This is a genomic window from Pseudomonas kulmbachensis (assembly GCF_963681935.1).
GTDB classification, from domain to species: Bacteria; Pseudomonadota; Gammaproteobacteria; order Pseudomonadales; family Pseudomonadaceae; genus Aquipseudomonas; species Aquipseudomonas kulmbachensis.
This window is the reverse complement of the sequence record NZ_OY817088.1, coordinates 4,505,409-4,528,826: the sequence shown is the minus strand read 5'-3', so window position 1 is coordinate 4,528,826 and position 23,418 is coordinate 4,505,409. Positions and strand designations below refer to the sequence as shown.

Annotated in this window: 17 protein-coding genes, 1 other RNA gene and 2 pseudogenes; 8 read left to right on the top strand and 12 right to left on the bottom strand. The window is 55.3% G+C overall.

Annotation, left to right across the window (positions count from 1 at the left end):
• Nucleotides 1–585 precede the first annotated feature (585 nt).
• Together U5A05_RS20925 and U5A05_RS20920 are read left to right on the top strand one after the other, a co-directional pair.
• Nucleotides 586–1,611, top strand: a complete 1,026-nt coding sequence (locus U5A05_RS20925) for an AAA family ATPase (protein ID WP_321834598.1) — start codon at nucleotides 586–588, stop codon at nucleotides 1,609–1,611.
• 31 nt (nucleotides 1,612–1,642) lie between these two features.
• Nucleotides 1,643–4,177: a S8 family peptidase gene (locus tag U5A05_RS20920; protein ID WP_321834597.1), complete on the top strand. Its 2,535-nt coding sequence runs from the start codon at nucleotides 1,643–1,645 to the stop codon at nucleotides 4,175–4,177.
• Between the two features lie 468 nt (nucleotides 4,178–4,645).
• On the opposite strand, the pseudogene U5A05_RS20915 reads toward U5A05_RS20920, so the two are convergent.
• The 9 genes and pseudogenes from U5A05_RS20915 to U5A05_RS20875 form a co-directional block, all read right to left on the bottom strand.
• A pseudogene (locus U5A05_RS20915) lies at nucleotides 4,646–5,484 on the bottom strand (chromosome segregation protein SMC).
• Nucleotides 5,485–5,576: 92 nt separating this feature from the next.
• Nucleotides 5,577–7,048 (bottom strand): annotated as a pseudogene (locus tag U5A05_RS20910) (DUF927 domain-containing protein); the annotation flags it as partial.
• A gap of 223 nt (nucleotides 7,049–7,271) precedes the next feature.
• Nucleotides 7,272–7,663, bottom strand: a transfer-messenger RNA (tmRNA) gene (gene ssrA / locus U5A05_RS20905).
• A gap of 73 nt (nucleotides 7,664–7,736) precedes the next feature.
• Nucleotides 7,737–8,018 (bottom strand): hypothetical protein, encoded by a 282-nt coding sequence (locus U5A05_RS20900; protein WP_321834595.1) that lies wholly within the window; start codon nucleotides 8,016–8,018, stop codon nucleotides 7,737–7,739.
• 238 nt (nucleotides 8,019–8,256) lie between these two features.
• Nucleotides 8,257–11,067 (bottom strand): FAD-binding and (Fe-S)-binding domain-containing protein, encoded by a 2,811-nt coding sequence (locus U5A05_RS20895; protein WP_321834594.1) that lies wholly within the window; start codon nucleotides 11,065–11,067, stop codon nucleotides 8,257–8,259.
• Nucleotides 11,064–11,735 (bottom strand): LutC/YkgG family protein, encoded by a 672-nt coding sequence (locus tag U5A05_RS20890; protein ID WP_321834592.1) that lies wholly within the window; start codon nucleotides 11,733–11,735, stop codon nucleotides 11,064–11,066. Before U5A05_RS20890 ends, U5A05_RS20895 begins: the two co-directional genes overlap by 4 nt.
• Nucleotides 11,735–13,192, bottom strand: coding sequence for a LutB/LldF family L-lactate oxidation iron-sulfur protein (locus U5A05_RS20885; RefSeq protein WP_261739755.1), 1,458 nt, complete (start codon nucleotides 13,190–13,192; stop codon nucleotides 11,735–11,737). The genes U5A05_RS20890 and U5A05_RS20885 overlap by 1 nt, the downstream gene beginning before the upstream one ends.
• Nucleotides 13,189–14,013: a (Fe-S)-binding protein gene (locus U5A05_RS20880; protein WP_261739754.1), complete on the bottom strand. Its 825-nt coding sequence runs from the start codon at nucleotides 14,011–14,013 to the stop codon at nucleotides 13,189–13,191. The genes U5A05_RS20885 and U5A05_RS20880 overlap by 4 nt, the downstream gene beginning before the upstream one ends.
• Before the next feature lie 113 nt (nucleotides 14,014–14,126).
• A complete protein-coding gene (locus tag U5A05_RS20875) occupies nucleotides 14,127–15,821 on the bottom strand; it encodes a lactate permease LctP family transporter (RefSeq protein WP_261739753.1) in 1,695 nt (564 codons plus the stop codon).
• Between the two features lie 261 nt (nucleotides 15,822–16,082).
• On the opposite strand from U5A05_RS20875, the gene U5A05_RS20870 reads away from it, so the two are divergent.
• Nucleotides 16,083–16,850, top strand: coding sequence for a GntR family transcriptional regulator (locus U5A05_RS20870; protein ID WP_261739752.1), 768 nt, complete (start codon nucleotides 16,083–16,085; stop codon nucleotides 16,848–16,850).
• Nucleotides 16,851–16,976: 126 nt separating this feature from the next.
• Here U5A05_RS20870 and smpB read toward each other — a convergent pair whose 3' ends face one another.
• The gene (gene smpB, locus U5A05_RS20865) at nucleotides 16,977–17,459 is read right to left on the bottom strand and encodes an SsrA-binding protein SmpB (RefSeq protein WP_261739751.1); all 483 of its coding nucleotides are present in this window, start codon (nucleotides 17,457–17,459) and stop codon (nucleotides 16,977–16,979) included.
• Between the two features lie 117 nt (nucleotides 17,460–17,576).
• On the opposite strand from smpB, the gene U5A05_RS20860 reads away from it, so the two are divergent.
• Genes U5A05_RS20860 through U5A05_RS20850 form a run of 3 tightly spaced genes read left to right on the top strand, consistent with a single transcriptional unit; the run spans nucleotide 17,577 to nucleotide 19,732 of the window.
• A complete protein-coding gene (locus tag U5A05_RS20860) occupies nucleotides 17,577–18,980 on the top strand; it encodes a sodium-dependent transporter (protein ID WP_321834586.1) in 1,404 nt (467 codons plus the stop codon).
• Nucleotides 18,981–18,987: 7 nt separating this feature from the next.
• Entirely contained in the window at nucleotides 18,988–19,422 is a 435-nt protein-coding gene (locus tag U5A05_RS20855) for a type II toxin-antitoxin system RatA family toxin (RefSeq protein WP_261739749.1), read from the top strand.
• Entirely contained in the window at nucleotides 19,415–19,732 is a 318-nt protein-coding gene (locus U5A05_RS20850; protein ID WP_261739748.1) for an RnfH family protein, read from the top strand. Before U5A05_RS20855 ends, U5A05_RS20850 begins: the two co-directional genes overlap by 8 nt.
• Nucleotides 19,733–19,789: 57 nt before the next feature.
• Here the strand turns inward: U5A05_RS20850 and U5A05_RS20845 are convergent, their stop codons facing one another.
• Nucleotides 19,790–20,317 carry an outer membrane protein assembly factor BamE gene (locus U5A05_RS20845; protein ID WP_261739747.1) on the bottom strand — a complete coding sequence of 176 codons (528 nt, stop codon included), beginning with the start codon at nucleotides 20,315–20,317 and terminating at the stop codon, nucleotides 19,790–19,792.
• A 98-nt stretch (nucleotides 20,318–20,415) separates the two neighbouring features.
• Between U5A05_RS20845 and fur the strand changes: the two genes are divergently transcribed.
• Complete coding sequence (fur, locus tag U5A05_RS20840; RefSeq protein WP_019825889.1) at nucleotides 20,416–20,829, top strand: ferric iron uptake transcriptional regulator; 414 nt, start codon at nucleotides 20,416–20,418, stop codon at nucleotides 20,827–20,829.
• 96 nt (nucleotides 20,830–20,925) lie between these two features.
• Here the strand turns inward: fur and recN are convergent, their stop codons facing one another.
• Nucleotides 20,926–22,608: a DNA repair protein RecN gene (recN, locus tag U5A05_RS20835; RefSeq protein WP_261739746.1), complete on the bottom strand. Its 1,683-nt coding sequence runs from the start codon at nucleotides 22,606–22,608 to the stop codon at nucleotides 20,926–20,928.
• 252 nt (nucleotides 22,609–22,860) lie between these two features.
• Between recN and grpE the strand changes: the two genes are divergently transcribed.
• Complete coding sequence (gene grpE / locus U5A05_RS20830; protein WP_261739745.1) at nucleotides 22,861–23,415, top strand: nucleotide exchange factor GrpE; 555 nt, start codon at nucleotides 22,861–22,863, stop codon at nucleotides 23,413–23,415.
• Nucleotides 23,416–23,418 lie beyond the last annotated feature (3 nt).

Genomic DNA, 23,418 nt, shown 5'->3' with positions numbered 1-23,418 from the left:
TCTCACTCATAGCCCGTGTTTCGGACTGTTTCGATTATGTTCAATGATGCGAGCTGGTTCTAAGTTATAACACCTACAAGCGTGCTTCATTGATCGTTGCCTAATACGTTGGTCGCAGCTGGAACGTTGATTTGAAAAACGCCTAGAGAGGGTGCCAAACGTCGAGTCTACGGTAATGGTGCTAAGGAGCGCTTCTTGCCGGAAGCTGCTATTGGGTCGAGGTCACTTTCGGGTAGATTTTGGCTTGTCACGGCTGACAGGAAACGACCTAATTCTAGCGGCAAGCATTGGCTGAAATCGGATCGTCTAAAACTCAAGCAAAGCAATTTTAAAGCCTTGTGGGGTGTCGCAGTCTCACAGGGTGCGCACCACACAAGGGTATCAATGGCAACAATCGATCAGTCTGAGCCAGCTCATATGGTCTGTATAGCTGAGATGAGTGCCCTGTAGCGTGCGTATTCGGCTTGCTAGAGAACTCCATTGGGCGTTATCTGACGACTGAGAGTAGGCTCGGGGCAGCCGATGGTCTAAACTGCGGGATGAATCCAAGCAGCAGCCCATAGACCGGACAGGGAAGACGCTCCTATGGCTACGGCCCGACAAATTATCGCACTGCTTAGCAGCCACAATCAGGGAGACGAGGAACAGTTTCTCTCGATCGCTCTACAAGTTGCCGCTGCCGAAGCGCGTAGGGGCCGTCAGGAAGTGGCAGACGAATTGAAGACTCTCGTGGATGCCGCACGCAAGCGTAAAACTTCAATCCGTAGTGTATCTGGTCGGCCTGGAAGCGAAGTTGCTATTCCAATCTCTAAGCCTCGAGGTGATCTCGAGAACCTCTTGTCTGTGTCGTACCCCAAAGCACAAATGCAAGACTTAATCTTGCAAGAGTCTATGCGCGATCGGTTAAATCGCTTGATTCATCAACAAAGACAACGTGACCGATTGCGACATCATGGTTTTCCACCAAGTTCTCGGTTACTTTTAGTGGGGCCGCCTGGTTCTGGTAAAACATTAACTGCTTCGATATTAGCTGGTGAGTTGCAGTTGCCGCTATTTACAATCAGGCTCGAAACAGTTATCACTAGGTTTATGGGTGAGACTGCCTCGAAGCTGCGATTGATCTTCGATCAGATCGCATCTGTTCGGGCCGTTTATTTGTTTGATGAGTTTGATGCTATTGGTGGGCGTCGCAACGCAGATAATGACGTTGGTGAAATGCGAAGAGTGTTGAACTCTTTCTTGCAGTTCCTTGAAGAGTCAAATAGTACAGATAGTCTTGTAGTTGCTACGACTAACCATCCGGAGCTTTTGGATCGTGCACTGTTTCGTAGATTTGACGACATTTTAGAGTACGACCTCCCCGACTCTGAAGGTATAAAAGCTGTATTGAGCTCTTTTTTACACTCTCACTTACCCAAACGTATTTCTTGGGTGAAAATTATTGAGGCAGCTACAGGCTTAAGTCAAGCAGAGCTTAGTAGGGCCGCAAGTGAAGTTTTGAAGGAAATGATTCTCGGCGATATAAAACAGGTTTCTGCCGAAATAATAATAAATGCACTTAAAGAGCGTCATGCACTTAGGGAAACTATGTCGGGTCTGACCCCTAACTAGATTGCAAGTGCAGGCAGGAGCCGTAAAGATTATGGAAGAAGCGAGTAAGGTTTTAAGTTACAATCTCCCGCATTTTCGTGTCGAAAGTTTTCAGAGTGGTCACCTTTATCAGCGGCCTAGTAAAGACTTAAGCGGTATTACGTCTGGCAGGGATGTTTCTCATGGTAGGCAACTTCGTGACAAGTTAGCTTTGGCTTTTCAAGCTGCAGCTGGAAGAAATGGTTTCTACAGTACTGATATTAGTGAAAGCTGTCCGGCAATCTATCTGGAAGTTTTAATTTCTTCTGATTCGGCTATTCCCAATCTAAATTGGAAAAGTAAAGATATAAGACTCTCGGCATTGAGAGTTGCTGATGGGGGCGATATTGTTGGTGCTCTTTATGTTCCGGAAGATGCTGTAGATTTTCTAACCCTAAAGGTGCAGGAATACGCTGAAGAGAGAGTTGGATCAGGAAAGGCAAAAAATGAATTAAAGTTTGCGCCAGTGGAAAGTTTTTTGATAGGTGATATCGAAAGTCTTTGGACGGACTCAAGACCATTTCCTAGGGACATGGCAACAAGCTTGTGGTGGGAGTGCTGGTGCATATCTTCTAGGTCTGAGAAGCTTCGAAGGATAGCTCAAAAGTTAAGGTTGCGCGTAAACGAAGCAGCTTTGAGTTTTCCTGATTCGGAGATTTTGTTAATTTATGCGAATCCACTTGAGATGAGTATATTAATTAGCAATACTGATGCAATAGAGGAACTGCGTAAAGCAACAGATAATCCCTACTTCTTTACAAGATTAAACCCGATAGAAAAAGAAGACTGGATTTCTAGTTTAATAAACCGAGTAGTCCCTCCCGCTGTCGATTGTCCCGCCGTCTGTGTTCTTGATAATGGAGTAAATCAAGCGCATCCGCTCCTCCAGCACGCCCTAGCGTCAGAAGATTGCCAAGCAATACATCCTGACTGGGGAGGTGATGACCATCACGGCCATGGGACCAATATGGCGGGCGCTGCGTTATATGGTGATCTCACTTTTGCATTGGCGGACCAACGGAATATCGACTTAAATATCCGATTAGAGTCAGTAAAATTTATTCCTCCTCCTGGTTGGTCAAGAAACGAACCGTCCAGTTATGGCGTTATTACTCAGGCGGCCGTTGCCCTTGCAGAAGCTCGAGCGCCAGGGCGAAAACGAGTTTATTGCATGGCAATCTCCAATGAGGATGTTTCAGGCGAGCGTCCAACAACCTGGAGTTCTGCAATTGACCAAATTTGTTCTGGCTCAATGCTTGGTGATTTCGATACCAGAGATGACAATCAATCAGGCCCTAAGCGACTGTTCATTCTTTCAGCAGGGAATATTCCTGATTCATCGAATCCAGATGATGTTTCTGATTACGATGAGTTTCCAATAGAAGACCCAGGGCAGTCATGGAATGCTATTGCTGTTGGTGGTTTCACGGACAAGGTAGATCTGTCGGAACAGCCGAAAATGGATGGCTGGAAAACCCTCGCCGAAGTAGGTGACCATAGCCCTTATAGTCGTATTAGTACAGACTGGGAGCACTCTAGAAGTCCAATCAAGCCAGAAATAGTATTTGAGGCAGGAAATAAAGCTATCAGTCCTGACGGGCGGGAACTGGTATCTGGCGTGCCTGCACTTTCGATATTAACCACTGGGAAAAACTTCACAAAAAATCCCATTGAAGAATTTTGGGCGACTAGCTCTGCGACGGCACAAGCTGCTGGTCTTGCAGCGGAGATTATGGCGCGGTTTCCAGATCTTTGGCCAGAAACTATAAGAGCTCTGATTATTCATAGTGCCCAGTGGACTCCAGCAATGCTTGCTAGGCTTCACAGGAAAAGCAAAAAAGAGTGCATCATGCTTGCGCGTCAGTTTGGATATGGAGTGCCGCAGCTAGAGCGGGCTTTAGCATCTGCACAAAATGACCTTGCATTAATTTCTGAGGCGTACATTAAACCCTTCAAAAAAGAAGTTAATGATAAAGGTCGAGAGATCGGATCTCCGTCGTTTAACGAGGTTCACTATTACGATCTTCCATGGCCGAAGAGCGAGCTTGAGCGCTTAGAAAACCGAGAGGTACAGCTGAAGATAACGCTATCATATTTTATTGAGCCTAGCCCTGGCGAAATGGCGCAGGTTATACCTGCTAGATATCAGTCGTATGGTCTTCGTTTTGAGCTTAAGAAAAAATCAGATACTGATTCGGATTTCAGGCATCGAATAAATAAGCTTGAAAAAGCAGATGTAAAGCCTCAGCCCGCTGAAGTTGATAATAACTGGACTTTCGGACCTAAAAGCATTGCGGCTGGCTCAGTGCATAGCGATGTTTGGATTGGTCATGCAATTGATTTGGCTGCTAGAGATAAAATAGCTGTATATCCAGTGTCAGGGTGGTGGCGTTATAGAGCGCATTTGAATAGACATCAGTCTAATGCTCGTTACAGTTTAATCATATCCATTTCATCTGAAGGCGAAGACGTAGAATTGTATGCCGAGATTGCTAGCAAAATCGCGGCAGATGTCGCGACTGAAGTGTCGATTGAGTCCAGTGTTTAATAAGTTTTAGTCGTCTCTGATTTCATTAGCGTGTCTTGGTGACCGCTTATGACCGCTTGAAGGTCTGTCGCTAAGGCCTTCAAGCGGTTAAGTGCGCAGCTGTAATAAATCTGATGGGCGCGTGGAGGTTTTTCAGTGCAGGGCTGTTAGGAATGACTAATGGTAGATGCTTGTGGCTCAGACTATGGCGGAAGCCTTGTCTGCTACCGCCATAGTGTTAACTCCGTTTATTCAGCTGTTGCTCTATAACGCTGATCTCTGCATTCATTGCTGCAATCGTCAAAGTCTCTATTTTTGTAGTTTTCCCTGTCCTTGGTTTTACGAGGTTTATTAGTCCGTTCAAATGCGTTTTCCTGGCTTTCAGGGAATCCGAATAGCTGATTTTGCTTTGTGTAGCAGCGTTCATGGTGGGGCCTCGTGGATGACCGAGACGGCCTTGCTTCAAAGCCGTCTCGGGGGAAAGCTGCGTTACATAGCGAGTACGTCTTCAAAGCTATGCTGATATGAGCGTTCTGAAAGATCGCTCCAGCCCCAAGGCCCGTAGTTTTCGCCCTGCTCAGGGATTTTCAGGTTCGTCAGCGCTATTGGGTCGCGATCGATAAGACGCCGAGCGGCCCACAGCTTGCCGCCTACCTCGAGCAGAGCTATTGCAGCAGCATTCCACTTTTCTTCAAGCACTGTGTTTGCCAAGCGTGACGCTTGGTTTTCAATGTCTGCGCGCGTTTTCTGTGCTTCTGAGATGTGTCGATCAATAGTGACGATTTCTTGCTCCAGCGCAGTAATAATCAGCTGTTGGCGACGATGATGCTCTGCGGCTGAGGTGAGATGTTTTGCAGCTTTTTGAGCGTCGTCATTAGCTTTTTTCTCACCTTCGACATCGCCCCAAGCGACTGCCTGTGCATAAGCTGTAGCGGCCTCTGTCTCTGCCTGCCGAGCTTTTGTCATATCTTCATGTGCTTGCTGACGGACCTGCTCCAAGCGCGTACTGATGCTGTCACGTTTTTGGTTTAGCTCTTCTTCGTCAGCCTTCCATGTAGTGATGGCTTCGATGTAGCCAGCCATCAGGCTTTGGTGATTGGCCAGTGTTTCTCGGCGATGGATCTGCTGATTGAGGGGCTCGATGTCCCGTTCACGGTAGCCGACCTGTCTTTTTTTATCGGTGATTCTATATCGCAAATTCTCTTCCAAACTTTGCAGCTCTTCATAGTCTTCGAGTGCTGCGGCGTAGGGGATCAGTTCGCGCTCAAGTGTTTCTTCTCGAGAATTTTTTGTTCGCGGCGGTCTTTCAGTTCTTGGATCTCGTTCATTGGTTCTATCTCAATGTAATTCGATTAGAGGGTGGCTGAACGGCTGGCGAGACCGGGAATAAGCCGGCACTACCTCTATCAATGGGCAACCGTCAGGCAGCCCTGGCCTCGCTCTCATCTGTCCCCGGAACCGTATTTACGATGTAGCAGCGTTGTGGCCCTAGTCCCGGCAGGCGGACGAGGCTATACGCCTTACCATCGCTTCCCGGCTCGAGCACTCCACGACGTAGCAGCTCCTTGTTCACGGCATTGATGTTCATGCCTTTGAATACTTCGGAGCGCCAAGCCTCGGGCAGCACGTAGTAAGTGTTGGTGGTGTGAAGCTCGTCGCCCAGGCCGTGCTCCAACGACTTTCGAAAGCCCAGCCGGTCAATGGTGCGCGGACCGTGCTCATCGATCTTGGCTGCGGCAGACTCCCAGCGAGTGAATCGGCTTTCACCAAAGCGCTCGATGACTTGGCGCAGCCGAGTAACGATGGCGTCACCTTCATAGTTACCGGTGCCGCCGCGTTCATTCAGCCATGCGTTGAGGCAGACACGGGCTGCTGTGGTTGCGGTGCCGTCAGGCCAACCGGTGATACCCAATGCGGTAGCGAGCTCACCAGCTGCAGCCGCAAGACCAAAGCGAAGTGCTGCACGATGTGCCTGACCACTCGCTGAGGCGGGCAGGGACTTGGCAATAAACCCTTCCAGGGTGCGGCGCAGGATGATCGCCCAGCCGTGCATTTTCCCTGGCTCGCACAACGCTGATAGAAAGGCTGTAAGCGGTGTGCCGTAGTACTTGGCTACTCGGGCCTTGAGTGCGTCAGAAAGGGCGGCAGCGTCCTCGAAACCTTCAACACGTCGAACATGCCGAGCCCTTTACTGGCGTCTGCAGGCACGGCGAGCATGCGCACTTCCATACCCGCTTTGAGCTCTTTGTTGGCCTCGGCCATGTGTTGCGCCAAGGTTTTTTCGCCTGTGGATAGAAATAGCAGGCGCCACTCTTGAACCTGTCGGCCCGCTTGGCCACGATCATTAGCGCGGGCTTTACCGGTGCCGTTGCCGAGCATGTAAACGGTTTCGCCAATGATGCGCGGGTCGCACATACCGATTTCATCGAGAACCAGAAGGCCGTCCGAGTGCGCTGCGGCGATGGACTCCAAAGCGTTATCGGTCGAGCGCCATGACCGCACCAAGCGCGGCCCGCCGTAGATAGAGGCAGCGACTTGCAGGTGGGTGGTTTTACCGCCCGAGCTATCGCCGTACAGGTGAAAGCCGCCTGATTCATGACCAAGCATGTGCAGCAGTGGTCCAGCAAACGCCGCGCTGGCCACAAATGCCAAGCGATGATTACCCACGCACAAGGCGCCGATTTGCTCTTGCCACTGCTCCAGGGTGCCAGCTTCACTGATAGGCGGAAGCTGGGCGCCTGCTTCATAGAAGTGCAGATGCTCTGTGTGGGAGCCGACTTGCTGTTCTGGCAGTAGAAAGGCGCTGTCATACCAGCCCAGTCGTGCGACCAAGCGTGCGCGCTGTGCGCTGTCGAAGCCTTGGAAGTAGCTCTGCAAGTCGTTGCGTGCATTCCAGGCCAAGCAGCGTGGTATCAGACAAAGGGCGGCGCTTGATATCGGCACGTTTCATTGGTGTGTATCCCTTTGGTTAAAAATTAGAGCAAAGAGACGCAGGGATACACGGCGGGAATGCATAAGGGGAGACAGGGACGGATAGCCAGAAACAAGAAAGCCCGCACGGGGCGGGCTTCTTGGGTGTTTCGCAGACTGTCTGAGACAGGTCTGGGCAGCTATTTGGTGGAGCCGGGGGGATTTGAACCCCCGTCCGCCAGTACTCCGCTGTCGGTACTACATGCTTAGCCGTATCTATTAAGTTAACCCTCAGCGACCCGAAGGGCAGGGTGCTTTGGGCGAGTTGTGTAAGTTTTAGCCGATTCGTCCACAACGTACTGCACGGCGATCCTGTTCTATATGACAATCACTTCAGGTTTACAGGCATCCCCTAGTGATTGCTGGACCCGAAGGTACCAGGAGGATGGCTAAGGCAGCTTACGCTGCGAGAGCTTGACCCTCGTAGGTTTCGTCATTGGCAACTATAAGTAGTTGCAACAGTGGATTTACGAGTTCTGTTACCAACTCGGCATGCACCTAGAGTTTCGCAACCGGCGTCGAATCCTAAACGGCCCCGATGCTTGCTGTGTGTAACCAGCAAGCTTGCGGAGTCTACGCCTTTCTGGCGCAGAAGGCCAACCTAAAGGGGCTACTCACCACCTTTGTTGTTATCGGCAATATCCTGAAGCGTCTGGGTCGTCAGTGAAATGCAGTTATCGAGGCCTTCTTTCGTGCCTTTGGCTTGCTCAGCCTTGGCATCAGCGACTCGGCTATCGATGCTGTCTTGTAAATCTGAGCTCATTTCTCCGGAGCTGACCACAGCGTCCTTGATTTTCTGCAGGTTGATTTGGCAAAGGTCTTCTGCCGCAAACACCGGTGAGGCCAACATCACAGCGGAAATAAACAAACCAGCAAGAGCGGTACGCTTCATGGGGAAAACTCCTTGTGCTCATGATAGGCCCGGTGGCTCCAGGCTCGGTTTTATGCCCCAAACATTGGGGCCTTAAGCCAATTGACTATAGCCACGCTCAGGAGTTTTGCTTGTGGCAGGCTATTAATTTCAGGTTTTTTTTGCGCTCGAACACAGGGATTGATGCTGATCACTTTTGGTGAGGTCAGGCCGGATTTTGTAGCCGCTGCCTCGCTCCCTCTCGGCAGCGGCTACAGAGTTATAGCGTGCTGGAGGTTGTCACCCGATCCACCAGATACACCAGGCCGTGGTAGTCAATCCCGCCATGTTGGCTCAGGCCAATTTCACACGTTCGGCTGGTCGATATTCCTTCGCTGCAATGCTGGACCGCGTCTTTCAAGGTGCGCAGTGAGTGGGCATTCAGCTCGGGGGTGGTAAAGCCTTTGTCGCCTGCAAAACCGCAGCAGTGAATGCCTTCCGGGATGACGACTTCGGTGCTGCACAGACGGGCGATATCGATCAGCGCCTGGCTTTCGCCCAAGTGCTGGGTGCTGCAGGTTACATGCACGGCTATCGGCGCGGTTTGTGGGGTGAATTTCAACTTATCCACAAGGTGGGTGCGGATGAACCGTACCGGGTCGTACAGGTCGAGGCGGCTTTCGCCCAGGTCCTGCACCAGGCGCAAGGTACACGGGCTGGTGTCGCAGTAGATCGGGTCAAGCCCGCCACGGCTGGCATGCAGCAATGCGCCGATCAGTTCCTGGCGCTTATGTTCGGCCTGTTCGCTGTAGCCCTTGGAGGCAAACGGCTGGCCGCAGCACAGGCTGTCCATATTGTCGGGGAACACGACCTGATAACCGGCTTTTTCCAGCAGCCCGCGGGTTTTATCCAGCAGTGACATTTGTTCTTGGTCACCTGCCGCAGGGCCCATGACCCGCGATACGCAGGCCGCCAGATAGACCACCCGTGGTCGGGCATCCGTGAGGGGCGCGGTGAAGCGAATCGCCCGCTCCGGCTGGGGCATGGCGTTTGTCCACAGCGGGACGCGGCCCTTGCTGGCTCTGGTCAGTGCAGACGAGATTTTTGCCATACGCGGCGCGCCCAGTAGCATGCGCGCGCCATTGGCCACATGCAGGGTGAAGCGTGCACCTTGCAGCGTGGTTGCAAAATGATTGCCCAGCCAGTCGGCGGTTTTCACGCTGTGAGCGCTGCGGGCACGCAGTTTTTTCACCAGTTCGCCAGTGTTGATGCCAACCGGGCAGCGTTGCGCGCATAAGCCGGTTGCCGCGCAGGTATCGATACCTTGATAGGCGTAGGCTTTTTCCAGTTCAGTAGTGTCGATACCGGCGCTTTTTTTGGCCTGAATATCACGCCAGATCACAATCCGCTGGCGCGGGCTGAGGGTCAGCCCTTTGGATGGGCACACGGGTTCGCAGAAGCCGCACTCGATGCACTTATCCACAATCTCGTCAGCGGCTGGCATCGGTTTCAGGTGCTTGAGGTGGATGTGCGGGTCTTCGCTGAGTACCACGTCGGGGTTGAGAATGCCCTGTGGGTCGAGCAAACGTTTGAGTGTCCACATCAGTTGGTAGGCGTCGCTGCCCCATTCCAGTTCGACAAAGGGCGCCATATTGCGCCCGGTGCCGTGTTCGGCCTTGAGCGAGCCGCCGAACTCCACGGCCACCAGTTGTGCGACGTCATCCATAAAGGCTTGGTAGCGCGCGACTTCTTCGGGGTTGTTGAAGCCCTGGGTGAAGACGAAGTGCAGGTTGCCCTCCAGCGCGTGGCCGAACAGGATCGCCTCGTCATAGTGGTGCTTGTCAAACAGCTCGATCAGGCGGTTGACGCCGATGGCCAGTTGTTCGACCGGGAACGTCACGTCTTCGATGATCACCGTGGTGCCGGTTTTGCGCACCGCGCCAACGGCGGGGAAGGTGTCTTTACGGATCGCCCACAGCTTGGCGTTTTCTTTTGGGTCTTCGGTGAAATCGATTTGTTTCTCGACCGCAAAGGCCGACAGCGAGGCCATGATTTGCGCCAGTTGCTCGTGCAGCAAGGTTTGGGACGCGGCGCGAGATTCGATCAGCAGAGCGCAGGCATTGGCCGACAGTTGTTGTACGAAAGCTGGCATGCCGGGTTTGTCCTGTACCGAGCGCAGGCTGCGGCGGTCCAGCAGTTCTACAGCGGAAACAGGCTGGCTTTTGAGCACGGTTACGGCGTTACAGCAGGTTTCAACATCCGGGAACACGATCAGCGCCGAGGCTTTGTTCGGATGGTCGATCACGGTGTCGTAGGTTACTGCGCTGATAAAGCCCAAAATACCTTCGCTGCCCACCAGCAAGTGGCTGAGGATATCCAGCGGGTCGTCGAAATCCACCAAGGCGTTAAGCGACAGGCCGGTAGTGTTTTTCAGTCGGTATTTGTGGCGAATTCGGGCAACCAGTTCGGTATTGGCGCGGGTCTCGCGGGCCAATGTCGCCAGTTGTTCGAGTAATGTGCCGTGGCTTTGACGAAAGGCGGCAATATTGGCTGCGTCTTCGGTGTCGACCCGGGTGCCATCGGCCAGCACTACGCGTAGGCCTGCCAAGGTGTGGTAAGTGTTTTGCGCGGTGCCGCAGCACATGCCGCTGGCGTTATTGGCGACAATGCCGCCAATTTTGCAGGCGTTGATCGATGCCGGGTCGGGGCCGATCTTGCGTCCGTACGGGGCCAGCCAAGCGTTGGCCTGAGCGCCGATTACGCCGGGTTGCAGGCGGATCTGCATACCCTGGCCGCGTATTTCCTTAGCATTCCAGTTATCCCCCAGTACGATCAGTACCGAGTCGCTGATGGCTTGGCCAGACAAACTGGTGCCCGCTGCGCGGAAGGTCACCGACACTTGATCGCGACGGGCCAGGCGCAGCAGTTCGACCACTTCGTCTTCGGACTCAACGCGAATCACCAGCTTGGGAATCAGCCGATAAAAGCTCGCGTCAGTGCCAAAGGCCAGGGTTGATAGCGGGTCGCTGAAGCGACGGTCTTGCGGGATCAGCCGTTGGGCATCTTGCACAAAGGCGGCGGGCAGACTCATGCGTCCTCCAGAATCAGCACGATCAGGTCTTTCGGACCGTGGGCGCCGTAGGCGAGGATTTGTTCGATATCGGCGGTTTTCGACGGGCCGGACACCAGCAATGCGTTGGTCGGCATACCCGCCGCCCAGTTCATCTCACGCTGTACTTGATAGAAGTTATCGCGGATTTCGCTGGCCTTGAGCAGGGCGAAATGCACCGGTGGTACCAAGCTCATGAGGCGTGGCTCTTCCGGTGTCGGCCACATGATCAGGCTACCGGTGGCAGCAATCGCGCCCAAGGTGGTGGTCAGGCTGGCCGGGGTGTCGTTGAACAGCTCGGCTTTCCATTCTTCTACCGGGCGGTCGTAGGCCTTGAGTGCTGGTAGCGCAGGGTTTTGTGCCCAGTGGTCGGTCACTTTTTGCCCGTGGGGTGTAGTTGGCGCGATCAGCAGGCTTGGCAGTTGACGGTCGGTGACCAATTGCGCCAGCAGCGCGGGCCAGTCTTGCTCGGTGCTGAGGTGAATTTCGGTGTGTACGGCTTCCATCAACTTACGCAGTTGCGGGATGCGTTGCTCCGGGGCGTAGGTCCATGGCTCTGTCACCAGCACTTCATCGAAGTTGTCAGGCACGGGCGTGGTGCCAGTAAGGCTTTTGCGCAGTTTGTTGAGGATGTTTTGCTTAGCGCTCATTACTGGTCTCCCGACTTTTTCGCCAAATGCTCGCGGGCCATATCGTGCAGCGAACGGGCAGCGGGTTTGGGGGCGCTGTGGTTTTGTGTCCACGGGCCGACATTGTTCGGCGTGAGCCCGCGCAGGCGGGTCGCGGCCTTGAGGAAAACGCGGTATAGGGCAGGGGAGCTGTTGAGCTTGGCCCACATGTTCCAGATCAGGCGTTCCTTGCGTGAGTACTTGCTGCCCTGACCGCGCATGATGCGGGGCGAGGTGCCGGGGGCTTTGACGTTCTCTTCGCGCAAGCGCCGCAGCAGGGCCGGGATCGGAATTTTTACCGGGCACACTTCGCCACAGGCGCCGCACAGTGACGAGGCGCTCGGGTGGTCCGGGACTTTGGCCAGACCGACCATGTGTGGGGTGATGATTGCGCCAATCGGACCCGGATACACCTCGCCGTAGGCGTGACCGCCAATGCGGGTGTAAACCGGACAGTGGTTCATGCAGGCACCGCAGCGAATGCAGTTCAGAGTCTGGCGCAGTTCGCTGTCGGCAAATGCCTGGCTGCGGCCGTTATCGAGCAACACCAGATGCACTTCTTCAGGGCCGTCCAGCTCGCCGGGCTTGCGTGGGCCGGAGATCATGTTGACGTAGGTGGTAATTGGCTGACCAAGGGCCGAGCGGGTCAGCAACGACACCAGCGGTACAACGTCACGCAGGTTTTCGACGACTTTCTCGATGCCGGTGACGGCAATATGCACAGGCGGCACGGTGGTCGACATACGGCCGTTGCCTTCGTTTTCTACCAGCAACAGGGTGCCGGTTTCGGCAACGGCGAAGTTGACCCCGGAGACGCCGATATCGGCTTCAAAGAATTTTTGTCGCAATACGCGACGGCCGATCTGGATCAGTTGGTCGACGTCCTTGGTGTATTCAACGCCGAGTTTTTCGTGAAACAGGTCGGCCACTTGCCCTGCGTTCTTGTGGATCGCGGGCATGATGATGTGGGACGGTTTTTCATTGTCGAGCTGAACGATGTACTCGCCCATGTCGGACTCAAGGCATTCAATGCCCTGGGCGCCAAGCACGTGGTTCATCTCCATCTCTTCACTGACCATCGACTTGCCTTTGATCACCTGTTTGGCGGCGCGGCGGCGAGCAATGGATATAACGATTTCGTTGGCTTCGTCGACGGTTTCAGCCCAGTGCACCTGCACGCCGTTGCGGGTCAGGTTGGCTTCCAGTCGTTCCAGCAGGTCGGGCAGTTTGGACAGTGCGCGGGCGCGGATCGCGTTGCCGAGGGCGCGCAAGTGTTCGCGCTCATGGGCGTCGCTGAAGGCCACGGCGCGTTTGGTCATTAGCGAATCCATGGCGCTGCGGAAGTTGTTTCGCAGTTGCACATCACCCAGGGCTTCGTGGGCGCGTTCGCGGAAGTCTTCTTCCACGGTGACGGTAGGGATCAGCGTGCTTGCGTTCATTGTTCACCTCCGGTGCGCTGCCACAGAAAACTGGCCAGATGCTGGCCGCGTAGAGCTTGTTTCTGCTTTTCCAGCGAGCCGTTGATGTTCATCAGGCAGCCGCAGTCGGCGGTGAGTACTTGGTGCGCGCCGGTATCAATCAGCGAGCGGGTTTTGTCCGCGACCATTGCGCCGGAAATGTCCGGCATACGGACGCTGAATGTCCCACCAAAACCGCAGCATTCACTTTCGTGGCTGTGGTCGATGCGTTCCACATTGCTCAGTTGCGCGAGCATTTCGCGGCCGTGCAGGTGAGTATTCATTTCGCGGCGTGCGGAGCATGAGGTGTGCAATGCGACCTTGACCGGGGCGCCGTGGTCCTTGAATTGGACCTTGCATACAAACAGCAAAAACTCGGTCAGCTCGAAGGTGCGCTCGGCCAAGGCGTGGACCTTTTTCAGGGTCTCGGGCTCGTCCTTGAACAGGTCTTCGTAGTGTTCGCGCAGCATGCCGGCGCAGGAGCCGGACGGCACGACCACCGGGTAGTCTTCAGCAAACAGGGCAAGCTGTGAACGTGCGACTTCTCGCGCCTGATCGGTGTAACCCGAGGTGTAGGCCGGTTGTCCGCAGCAGCTTTGACCTTGCGGGTAATCGACGTCGATGCCTTCGCGCTCGATCAGGTGAATAGCGTCCATCCCTGCTTCGGGGAAGAACAGGTCGACTACGCAGGTGCCGAACAGGTAGACCTTGCGCGGCTTGTGCGCAGGGTACTGGCGGGGAGTCGGAAGGGGCGGGGCGACGCGGGTCGCATTTGGCACGGCATTATAGAAAAGCTCGCTCATCAGGCGTCTCCGGGTGGTCCCGGTTATGTGTCCACCGAGGTGGACCGGGTAGTGAATTATTGACGCCGGGGCAGTACCCCGGCGCCATTAATGTGCTGTAACCATAGCGCGTATTAGTGCACCAGCATGCCAGTGAACCAGTACGCCTGAGCCAGTGTGATCAGGCCGACGATGGTGGCGAAGAACAGGCTGTGCTTGAGGGTGAAGCGGAACAAGTCGGATTCTTTACCCACCAGACCGGTTGCCGCACAGGCCACGGCGATCGATTGTGGTGAAATCATTTTGCCGGTCACGCCGCCGCTGGTGTTGGCCGCCACCATGAGTACGTCGCTGACGCCAATTTGGTGTGCCGTGGTGGCTTGCAGCGAGCTGAACAGGGCGTTGGAAGAGGTGTCGGAACCGGTCAGGAACACGCCCAGCCAGCCGAGGAACGGCGAGAAGAACGGGAATGCTGCGCCTGTGCCTGCCAGTACCAGAGCCATGGTGGAAGACATGCCCGAGTAGTTGGTGACGAAGGCGAACGCCAGCACCATACCGATGGACAGGATCGGCCAGCGCAGTTCGAAAAAGGTATCTTTTAAAGTGGTCAGACCAGTCTTGATGTTGATTTTCAGGATCAGCATCGAAATCAGCGCGGAGAAGAAAATCGCGGTGCCGGTGGCCGAAATCGGATCAAGCTTGAATACGGCAGCAATGGCGGTCGGGGCATTGACGATCGGTGCAGTCTTGATCACCAGTTGATCCAGGTGCGGGATCGCGAAGTTGAATACCCAGCCGTACATCGAGCCACCGGCGGAGAACATGGCCTTGAACGGTTTGAGGGTCCAGATGGTGACCAGTACGGTCAGGATCAGGAACGGTGACCAGGCTTTCAAGATTTGCAGCAGGCTGTAAGGCGACGCCATCAGGTTGGTCGGCTTGCCGAAACCACCTGCGCTTGCGGTGACGATTACGTCAGAGGTAACACCTGCGATCTGCGCACCAGCGGTACGTTTTGGCTGCCAGACTTTAAGGAACAGAGTCAGGCTGATCAGGCTGGCTAGCGCCGAGGTGATGTCTGGCAGCTCCGGGCCAATGTAGTTCGAGGTGAAGTACTGAGTGATGGCGAAGCTCAGCCCAGCAACCAGTGCCGCAGGCCAGGTTTCGCGAACGCCGCGCAGGCCGTCCATCATGAACACCAGCCAGAACGGTACGAACAGCGACAGCAGGGGCAACTGACGGCCCGCCATGGCGCCGATCTTGAATGAGTCGATGCCGGTCACTTGGCCGGCCACGATGATCGGGATGCCGAGTGCGCCGAATGCAACCGGGGCGGTGTTGGCGATCAGGCACAGGCCTGCTGCGTAGAGTGGGTTGAAACCCAGGCCTACGAGCAACGCGGCAGTAATCGCTACCGGTGCACCGAAACCGGCTGCACCTTCAAGGAATGCACCGAAGCAGAAGCCGATCAGCAGTACTTGCAGGCGCTGGTCGTCGGTGATCGACAGTACCGAGCTGCGGATGATTTCGAACTGGCCGCTTTTGACGGTCAGTTTGTAGAGGAACACCGCGGCAACGATGATCCAGGCAATCGGCCACAGGCCGTAGGCAAAGCCGTAGCCCGCTGCTGCGAAGGCCATGTCGACAGGCATCTGGAAGGCAAAGATGGCTACCAGAATCGACAGTCCAAGGGTAATGCTGCCAGCGACGTGACCTTTGAGGCGGAACACGGCCAAGGCCAGGAAGAAGAATACGATTGGGATTACGGCCGCGAGAGCGGACAGGCCGAGGCTGCCGAGCGGACTGTAGAGCTGTTGCCAGGTTTGCATATGGGGTGGCCCCTAATTGTTATTGGTCGATGCTGTCGATTGCTCTTGGTAAATTGGTATTACCAATTTACAATCGCTGTTGGCTAGGTTAAAAGCCTTATGTGGCATGTGTCAATTTGCCGCCTCTAAATCTTTCGTCGAGGTGTTCGTTGTCGGAGCATCTGATGGGGTTTCAAGCGGTGTTTCTGATGGGTGTATGAGTTGCGCCAATCGGCGAGAATAGCGGCCCCCGGCGCATGGTCGGGAGGGTGGAGAGCAGTTATGGGGTTTGATCAGATCCGTCAGCGCCGTTTGTCGGACGACATTGTCGAGCAACTTGAAGGGATGATCCTTGAGGGCACGTTGAAGTCGGGTGAGCGCTTGCCCGCGGAGCGTGCACTGGCCGAGCAGTTTGGTGTATCACGCCCGTCGTTGCGTGAGGCGATCCAGAAATTGTCGGCCAAGGGCTTGCTGGTCAGTCGCCAGGGCGGTGGCAATTACGTGGCGGCATCGCTGGGTTCGACGTTCAGTGACCCCTTGCTGCAGTTGCTCGAAAGCAACCCCGAGGCACAGCGCGACTTGCTTGAGTTTCGTCACACCCTTGAGGCCTCGTGCGCTTTTTACGCGGCATCGCGGGCCACCGAGATGGATCGCGAGCGGCTGCGGCTAGCCTTTGAGCGGCTACAGGATTGCTATGCGCGGGTTGATGAGGTCAGTCGCGCCGAAGAGGGGGAGGCGGATGCGAACTTCCACTTGGCTATCGCTGAAGCGAGTCATAACGCCGTGTTGTTGCACACGATTCGCGGGTTATTCGACCTGCTCAAGCGCAACGTGGTGACCAATATCGGTGGCATGTACAAGCAGCGCAGCGAAACGCGCGACATGCTGATCAGTCAGCATCGCGAGTTGTATCTGGCGATTATTGAGGGGCGGGCGGAGGATGCTCGCGAAGTGGCGAGCCGACATCTGGTGTATGTGCAGGAAGTGCTGGAAGAGGTGCGCCAAGAGGTGCAGCGCGTGGCACGGGCTGAGCGGCGCAATGGGTTGTGATTATTTTTTGTAGCCGCTGCCGCAGGCTGCGATAAACCTCGAAGAGGTTTTCGGGCATCGCAAATTGCGGCTGCTGCGCGGCCGATCGCGGCCTGCGGCAGCGGCTACAAGACCATCGGGCTTGGTCTAGTCTTCCTTGCCCTTGTTGCGCACCGCTCGCTGCAGCTCTCGATCGGAATCGCGCTCGCGCTCGGTATGACGCTTGTCGTATTCCTTCTTCCCTTTACCGAGGGCAATTTCGCACTTGATCAAGTGCTTGCTCCAGTAAATCGAGAGGCATACGCAGGCGTAACCCTTCTGCTGCACCGCTGAAAACAGCTTTTCCAGCTCGCGCTGGTTAAGCAGCAGCTTGCGGGTGCGCGTAGGGTCGGCAATAACGTGGGTGCTGGCAGTCGTCAGAGGCGCAATATGGCTGCCGAGCAACCATGCTTCACCATCCTTGAGCAGCACGTAGCTGTCGACCAGCTGTGCCTTGCCTGCACGCAGACTTTTTACTTCCCAGCCGGCCAGGACCAGACCAGCCTCGAACCGATGTTCGATGAAGTAATCGTGTCGCGCTTTTTTATTCTGCGCGATGGTCCCTGTAGGGTGTTTCTTCTGTTTAGCCATAGGGGCGGCATTATAGGCAGTTGCGAGCGTGTCGGCTACGGGCACCTGCGTGCTTGAGCACCTAGGTTGATTCCCGGACAATGCGCCCTCTTTTTTTAGTGGTTGGGCGTAGTAACGATGTCGACAGACAAGGTTTCTGTCCACGGCAGTTGGGCAAGCCGTTGGGTCTTTATTCTCGCTGCGACCGGTTCTGCCGTGGGTTTGGGCAGTATCTGGAAATTCCCTTACATGGTTGGCGTCTATGGCGGCGGCGCTTTTGTGTTGGTGTTTCTGGCCTGTATCGCGCTGATCGGTGTGCCGGTGATGCTGGCTGAAACCCTGATCGGGCGGCGTGCGCGGCTCAGTCCGGCGAATGCCTTGAAGGTGTTGGCGGTTGAGGCGGGGCATTCGGGGCGTTGGTCGTGGGGAGCTTTTGCCGGGATGATCACGGCGCTGCTGATTTTGTCTTTCTATAGCGTGGTGGGCGGTTGGTCGCTGGATTACATCATCAATATGGGCAAGGGCGATTTTCAGGGGGCGACTGCCGATCAGGTCGGTGCGTACTTTGGCGGTGTGATTTCCAACCCCTGGCGCCTCACGTTTTGGCACACGGCATTTATGTTGCTGTCTGCTTATGTGATTGCCAAGGGCGTGGTTGCAGGGCTTGAGCGCAGCCTGCGGATCATGATGCCCATTCTATTTGTGCTGCTGTTGGTGTTGCTGGGTTACAGCATGACCACCGGGCACTTTATGGAAGGCGTGCATTTCATGTTCGACTTTAACCCCGACCGCGTGCTTGACGGCTTGCTGGCAGCGATGGGCCATGCGTTCTTTTCGCTGAGCGTTGGCGTGGGTTCTATCATGATCTACGGCGCGTATATGCCCAAGAATGCATCGATCTCCGGAACGGTAGTCGGCGTGGCGTTGATCGACACTTTTGTCTCATTGCTCGCCGGGCTGGCATTGTTTCCAATTGTCTTTGCGTCGGGGCTAAACCCCAGTGAAGGGCCGGGTTTGATGTTTGTGACCTTGCCATTTGCGTTCGGCAATGTGGCATTCGGCCAGTTGATGGGCGTGGTGTTTTTCGTTCTGGTAGCGGTGGCGGCCTGGAGTTCGGCCATTTCGTTGCTTGAACCGATGGTGGCGTATCTGGTGGAACGGACCAAAGTGCGACGGTTGTGGGTCACGTTCTGGCTGGCGTTTAGCTGCTGGTTTGTTGGCCTGGGCACGGTGTTTTCGTTCAATATCTGGAAGCAGGCCAAGTTTTTCGTGAATGAAGAGTCGGGTTTTCATCTCTATCAGTGGGGTGCGGCTAGTGGCCTGGACTTCTTTGGTGTCGTCGATTTCTTCACCTCGCGTATCATGTTGCCTTTGGGTGGCCTGTGCTTTGTGGTCTTTGCAGGCTGGATCATGGGGCGCGGTGCGGTTCGTGACGAGTTGTCGATGCGTAGCCCGATGTTGTTCGCCCTGACTCTTTTTTTGATGCGCTATGTGGCGCCACTCGGCATTCTGATTGTGTTTGCCGCCCAGCTGTGGAAGTAACGCTGACATGACTACCCATATCCAACGCTCCGCCTTGTTGCCTTATCCAGCCCAGGCGCTTTATGACCTGGTGAATGATGTTGCGCATTACCCGGAATTTTTGCCGTGGTGCTCATCTGCCCAAATCCTGGAAAGCACTGAGGTGCTGATGCGTGCCAGCCTGGGCGTGGCCAAAGGTGGCTTGAGCCAGCACTTTGTAACGCGCAATACGCTGGTGCCGGGGCAATCCATTGAAATGAACCTTGAAGAAGGGCCATTCACCAAGCTGCACGGTCTATGGGTGTTCAAGCCACTCGGTGAGAAGGCTTGCAAGATCAGCCTGGACATGACGTTTGATTACGCCGGTGCCATTGTCAAAGCGACCTTGGGCCCCTTGTTCAATCAGGCGGCCAATACGCTGGTGGATGCATTCTGCCAGCGCGCCAAACAATTGTATGGCTGAGCCTGTGATTGAGGTTGAAGTGGTTTATGCCGCAGTCGATCGCCAGTGCCTGCTGACCGTGGTTGTGCCGCAAGGCACGACTGTGCGCGCGGCGGTATTGGCATCGGGTATGGGGCGGGAGTTCCCCGAGCTGGACCTGGCGAGTTGTCCGGTGGGGATTTTCGGCAAGCAGGTGGCTGATCCTGAAACTCGGCTATTGCAGGCGGGTGACCGGATCGAGATGTATCGCCCGTTGCTGGCTGACCCTAAAGAGATTCGACGCCAGCGTGCGGCTAAAGCGGCAGAGGCCAAACGACTGAGTCAGCTCTGATTGCTATATTGCAGACAACAAAAAGCCCGGCATGCCGGGCTTTTTTGTGCCGAACGCTTATTGTTCGGTGGTATCCAGAGGCTGTGGCGTAGGAACCGGTACGGCTTCAACGCCGTCTACGTCCTTCTGGATCTGGTCAAGCAACGAACCAGGTTTGGCTGGTACATCACTCTTCTCGACTGGGGCTTGAGTTGCCGGTTCGGTCACGTTTGTGCCGCCGGTTTTGCCGAGAATGGCTTCGTCGCGGCTTACACCAGGCTTGAAATCGCCTGACAAGCTAACGAGCTGGTCGTTTTGGTTGAAGAACACGCTGACGCGTTCCTGTTGGCGTTCACCGCCACCGGGCTGCAGGCTATACAGGTAATCCCAGCGATCAGGGTGGAATGTATCAGTCAGCAGGGCGTTGCCCATGATAAACCGCACTTGCCGACGGGTCATTCCCGGGCGTAACTGGTTTATCATGTCCTGCGTGACGACATTGCCCTGTTGGATGTCGATTTTGTAAACCCCGGGGAATGAACAACCGGCGAGTGCGAGCAGTCCCACAAAGGTGAAACTGGTTAGCAAGAGCTTGGTGTTTTGCATCGGTGGGCGACTTCCACTATCTTGGCTGGGACAACGTAAACGCCGATCATACCCGTATTAAGAGAAGCTGCGAAGCGGCTTCCGCGAGAAAGCTAACCATGGTTGAAAATAGCGAACTACGTAAGGCCGGACTTAAGGTGACTCTGCCACGAGTCAAAATTCTACAGATGCTTGACTCTGCAGAGCAGCGTCACATGAGCGCCGAGGATGTTTACAAGGCACTTATGCAAGCTGGCGAAGACGTCGGTCTGGCCACGGTTTACCGTGTACTGACCCAGTTTGAGTCAGCGGGGCTGGTGATTCGCCATAATTTCGATGGCGGTCATGCGGTCTTTGAATTGGCTGATGCCGATGGCGGCCACCACGACCATATGGTCAACGTGGACAGCGGTGAAGTGATCGAGTTTTTCGACGAAGACATCGAAAAACTGCAGCACGCCATTGCAGCCAAGCACGGTGTTGAGTTGGTGGATCACAACTTGGTGCTGTACGTGCGCAAGAAGTCCAAGTAAGCATGTCACGCGAATTACGGTTCGCGAAACGATCGAAGGCGGCCCAAGGGCCGCCTTCGTGCTTTCTGATGTTGGTCTTTTTATGACCGTTCGTCGTTAAGCTGCCAGATTTTTTGCAGTGACGACCATTTTTTTGGCGTGGGCCAACGATTCCTTGGTCAGATCAACACCGCCGAGCATGCGTGCGACTTCTTCCACGCGTTCTTTTTTACTCAGTTTGGCCACGGCAGTGCGGGTGGTATCGCTCTCGCGAACCTTATGCACGAAAAGGTGCTGGTGGCATTGAGCAGCCACCTGCGGCAGGTGAGTGACCGTCAGCACTTGACCGCGCTCGCCAAGACGGCGCAGCAGTTGCCCCACGATTTCTGCAGTCGGGCCACCGATACCCACATCCACTTCGTCGAACACCAGAGTCGGTACGCGGGAGGTTTGTGCGGTGATCACCTGAATGGCCAAGCTGATCCGCGACAGTTCACCGCCAGAAGCAACCTTGGCCAGGGCCTTGAGTGGCTGGCCAGGGTTGGCGCTCACGAGCAACTCGACCTGCTCCAGGCCGTGAGGCATCGGGTCGCTGCTGCTTTGTGGGCGCAGTTCGATCACAAAGCGGCCGCCGGGCATGCCCAGACGCTGGATTTCTTCTTCTACCGCGCTGCTCAGGCGTGTAGCCGCTTGGCTGCGCAGGTTACTGAGTTCGCGTGCGCATTCGTGATAGTGGCGGGCATAGGACGTCAGCTCATTGGCCAGGCGTTCGATGTTTTCATCGTTGGCGTTGAGGGTTTCGAGCTCATCCAGCAGTTTTTGCAGCAGGGCGGCTACTTCAGTCGGGTGAACCCGGTGTTTGCGCGCCAGGGTGTAGATGGTGTCGAGGCGTTCTTCCAGGTACTGCAGGCGGCCTGGGTCAGCGTCAAAATGGTCGATAAAGCGATTGAGTTCACCTACGGCTTCCTCGACCTGAATCTGTGCGCTGGCCAGCAGGTCGGTTGCTTCACCCAGTGAGCCCGAATTGTTGTTGATGCTCGACAGACGATTGAGGCTAGCGGTCAGCGCATTGAGCACATTGCCTGAGTCACTTTCGCTGCACTGTTCAACCACTTGGCGGCAAATGGTCAGCAGGGTTTCGGCGTTGGTCAGATTTTTGTGTTCCTGCTCCAGCTCTTCGAGTTCGTTTTCACCCAGTGAAAGTGTTTCAAGCTCTTCGAGCTGGTAGCTCAGTAATTGATGGCGCGCGCGTTGTTCGTCGCCGGAGTTGGACAGGTGCTCAAGCTCTTGTCGGGTCTGGCGCCAGCGCTGCGCGGCCAGTTGCACCTGGCGAGCCAGGTCGGTGGCACCGGCGAACTCGTCGAGCAGGCGACGGTGGGTGTCGGGTTTGAGCAGCGACTGGTGTTCGTGCTGGCTGTGGATATCGATCAGCAACTCGCCCAAGGCTTTCAAGTCGCCTTGAGGGCAGGGCGTGCCATTGATATAGCTGCGTGAGCGGCCTTCAGCAGTGATGACCCTGCGCAGGATGCACGGGCCGTCGCCTTCCAGATCGCGCTCGGCAAGCCAGGCCCGGGCTTCGGGAATATCCTGCAGGTCGAAAGTGGCCAGAATATCGGCCTTGTCGGCTCCTGGACGGACTACGCCGCTGTCGGCGCGGTCACCCAGGGTCAGCCCCAGGGCGTCGAGCATGATCGATTTGCCGGCACCGGTCTCACCAGTGATTACACTCATCCCGCGATCCAGTTCGAGATCGAGATGTTCAACGATGGCGTAGTTGTGTACGGACAGGTGCACCAGCATAGGAGCCGCTCCAAAACGTAATGTCTGGTTATTTATACAGTGTTTTGTTTCGTGCTGACAATGGTTGTGCTTAGTTCGATTTGCTTGTTTTTTTCGGTTTTTTAGCGCGATCCGTTTTTTTTGCGAGTGGGGCGAGGGAGGGCAAACATGTCTTTTCTGGTTTTTTGGCTCTTGAACCTGAGAATTGCGACCCCATATACCTTGGCACAAGCGCGAGTCGAGCTCGCGGACGAAGTTTGAAAGGAGAAATCTATGGCAGACGAACAGACTATGGATACGCAGAACCAGGAAGCCGATGTAGCCGGTGAAGATCTGGCAACCCGCGTGCAGGTGCTTGAAGAGCAGCTGGCAGCCGCTAATGATCAGGCTCTGCGCGTAGCTGCCGATCTGCAGAACGTTCGCCGTCGCGCCGAGCAGGATGTTGAGAAGGCACACAAGTTTGCACTGGAGAAATTCGCCGGTGACCTGTTGCCGGTGATCGACAGCCTGGAACGCGGTCTTGAACTGTCCAGCCCGGACGATGAAAACATCCGTCCAATGCGCGAAGGGATCGAACTGACCCTGAAAATGTTCCAGGACACCCTGAAGCGTTATCAGCTGGAAGCTATCGACCCGCATGGCGAACCTTTCAATGCCGAGCAGCATCAAGCGATGGCAATGCAGGAAAGCGCTGAGCTTGAGCCAAACAGCGTGCTCAAGGTGTTTCAAAAAGGTTATCAGCTCAATGGTCGCTTGCTGCGCCCGGCTATGGTCGTAGTCAGCAAGGCGCCAGCGCCGGTTTCGCCATCGATTGACGAGCAGGCTTGAAAT

Excerpts from the sequence above, each read along its gene's own strand:
- U5A05_RS20900 (WP_321834595.1), bottom strand. The coding sequence starts at position 8,018 with ATGAAGCGTACCGCTCTTGCTGGTTTGTTTATTTCCGCTGTGATGTTG.
- U5A05_RS20890 (WP_321834592.1), bottom strand. The coding sequence starts at position 11,735 with ATGAGCGCTAAGCAAAACATCCTCAACAAACTGCGCAAAAGCCTTACT.
- U5A05_RS20860 (WP_321834586.1), top strand. The coding sequence starts at position 17,577 with ATGTCGACAGACAAGGTTTCTGTCCACGGCAGTTGGGCAAGCCGTTGG.
- U5A05_RS20925 (WP_321834598.1), top strand. The coding sequence starts at position 586 with ATGGCTACGGCCCGACAAATTATCGCACTGCTTAGCAGCCACAATCAG.
- U5A05_RS20850 (WP_261739748.1), top strand. The coding sequence starts at position 19,415 with ATGGCTGAGCCTGTGATTGAGGTTGAAGTGGTTTATGCCGCAGTCGAT.
- grpE (WP_261739745.1), top strand. The coding sequence starts at position 22,861 with ATGGCAGACGAACAGACTATGGATACGCAGAACCAGGAAGCCGATGTA.
- U5A05_RS20920 (WP_321834597.1), top strand. The coding sequence starts at position 1,643 with ATGGAAGAAGCGAGTAAGGTTTTAAGTTACAATCTCCCGCATTTTCGT.
- U5A05_RS20855 (WP_261739749.1), top strand. The coding sequence starts at position 18,988 with ATGACTACCCATATCCAACGCTCCGCCTTGTTGCCTTATCCAGCCCAG.
- U5A05_RS20845 (WP_261739747.1), bottom strand. The coding sequence starts at position 20,317 with ATGCAAAACACCAAGCTCTTGCTAACCAGTTTCACCTTTGTGGGACTG.
- U5A05_RS20870 (WP_261739752.1), top strand. The coding sequence starts at position 16,083 with ATGGGGTTTGATCAGATCCGTCAGCGCCGTTTGTCGGACGACATTGTC.
- U5A05_RS20875 (WP_261739753.1), bottom strand. The coding sequence starts at position 15,821 with ATGCAAACCTGGCAACAGCTCTACAGTCCGCTCGGCAGCCTCGGCCTG.
- U5A05_RS20895 (WP_321834594.1), bottom strand. The coding sequence starts at position 11,067 with ATGAGTCTGCCCGCCGCCTTTGTGCAAGATGCCCAACGGCTGATCCCG.
- recN (WP_261739746.1), bottom strand. The coding sequence starts at position 22,608 with ATGCTGGTGCACCTGTCCGTACACAACTACGCCATCGTTGAACATCTC.
- U5A05_RS20880 (WP_261739754.1), bottom strand. The coding sequence starts at position 14,013 with ATGAGCGAGCTTTTCTATAATGCCGTGCCAAATGCGACCCGCGTCGCC.
- fur (WP_019825889.1), top strand. The coding sequence starts at position 20,416 with ATGGTTGAAAATAGCGAACTACGTAAGGCCGGACTTAAGGTGACTCTG.
- U5A05_RS20885 (WP_261739755.1), bottom strand. The coding sequence starts at position 13,192 with ATGAACGCAAGCACGCTGATCCCTACCGTCACCGTGGAAGAAGACTTC.
- smpB (WP_261739751.1), bottom strand. The coding sequence starts at position 17,459 with ATGGCTAAACAGAAGAAACACCCTACAGGGACCATCGCGCAGAATAAA.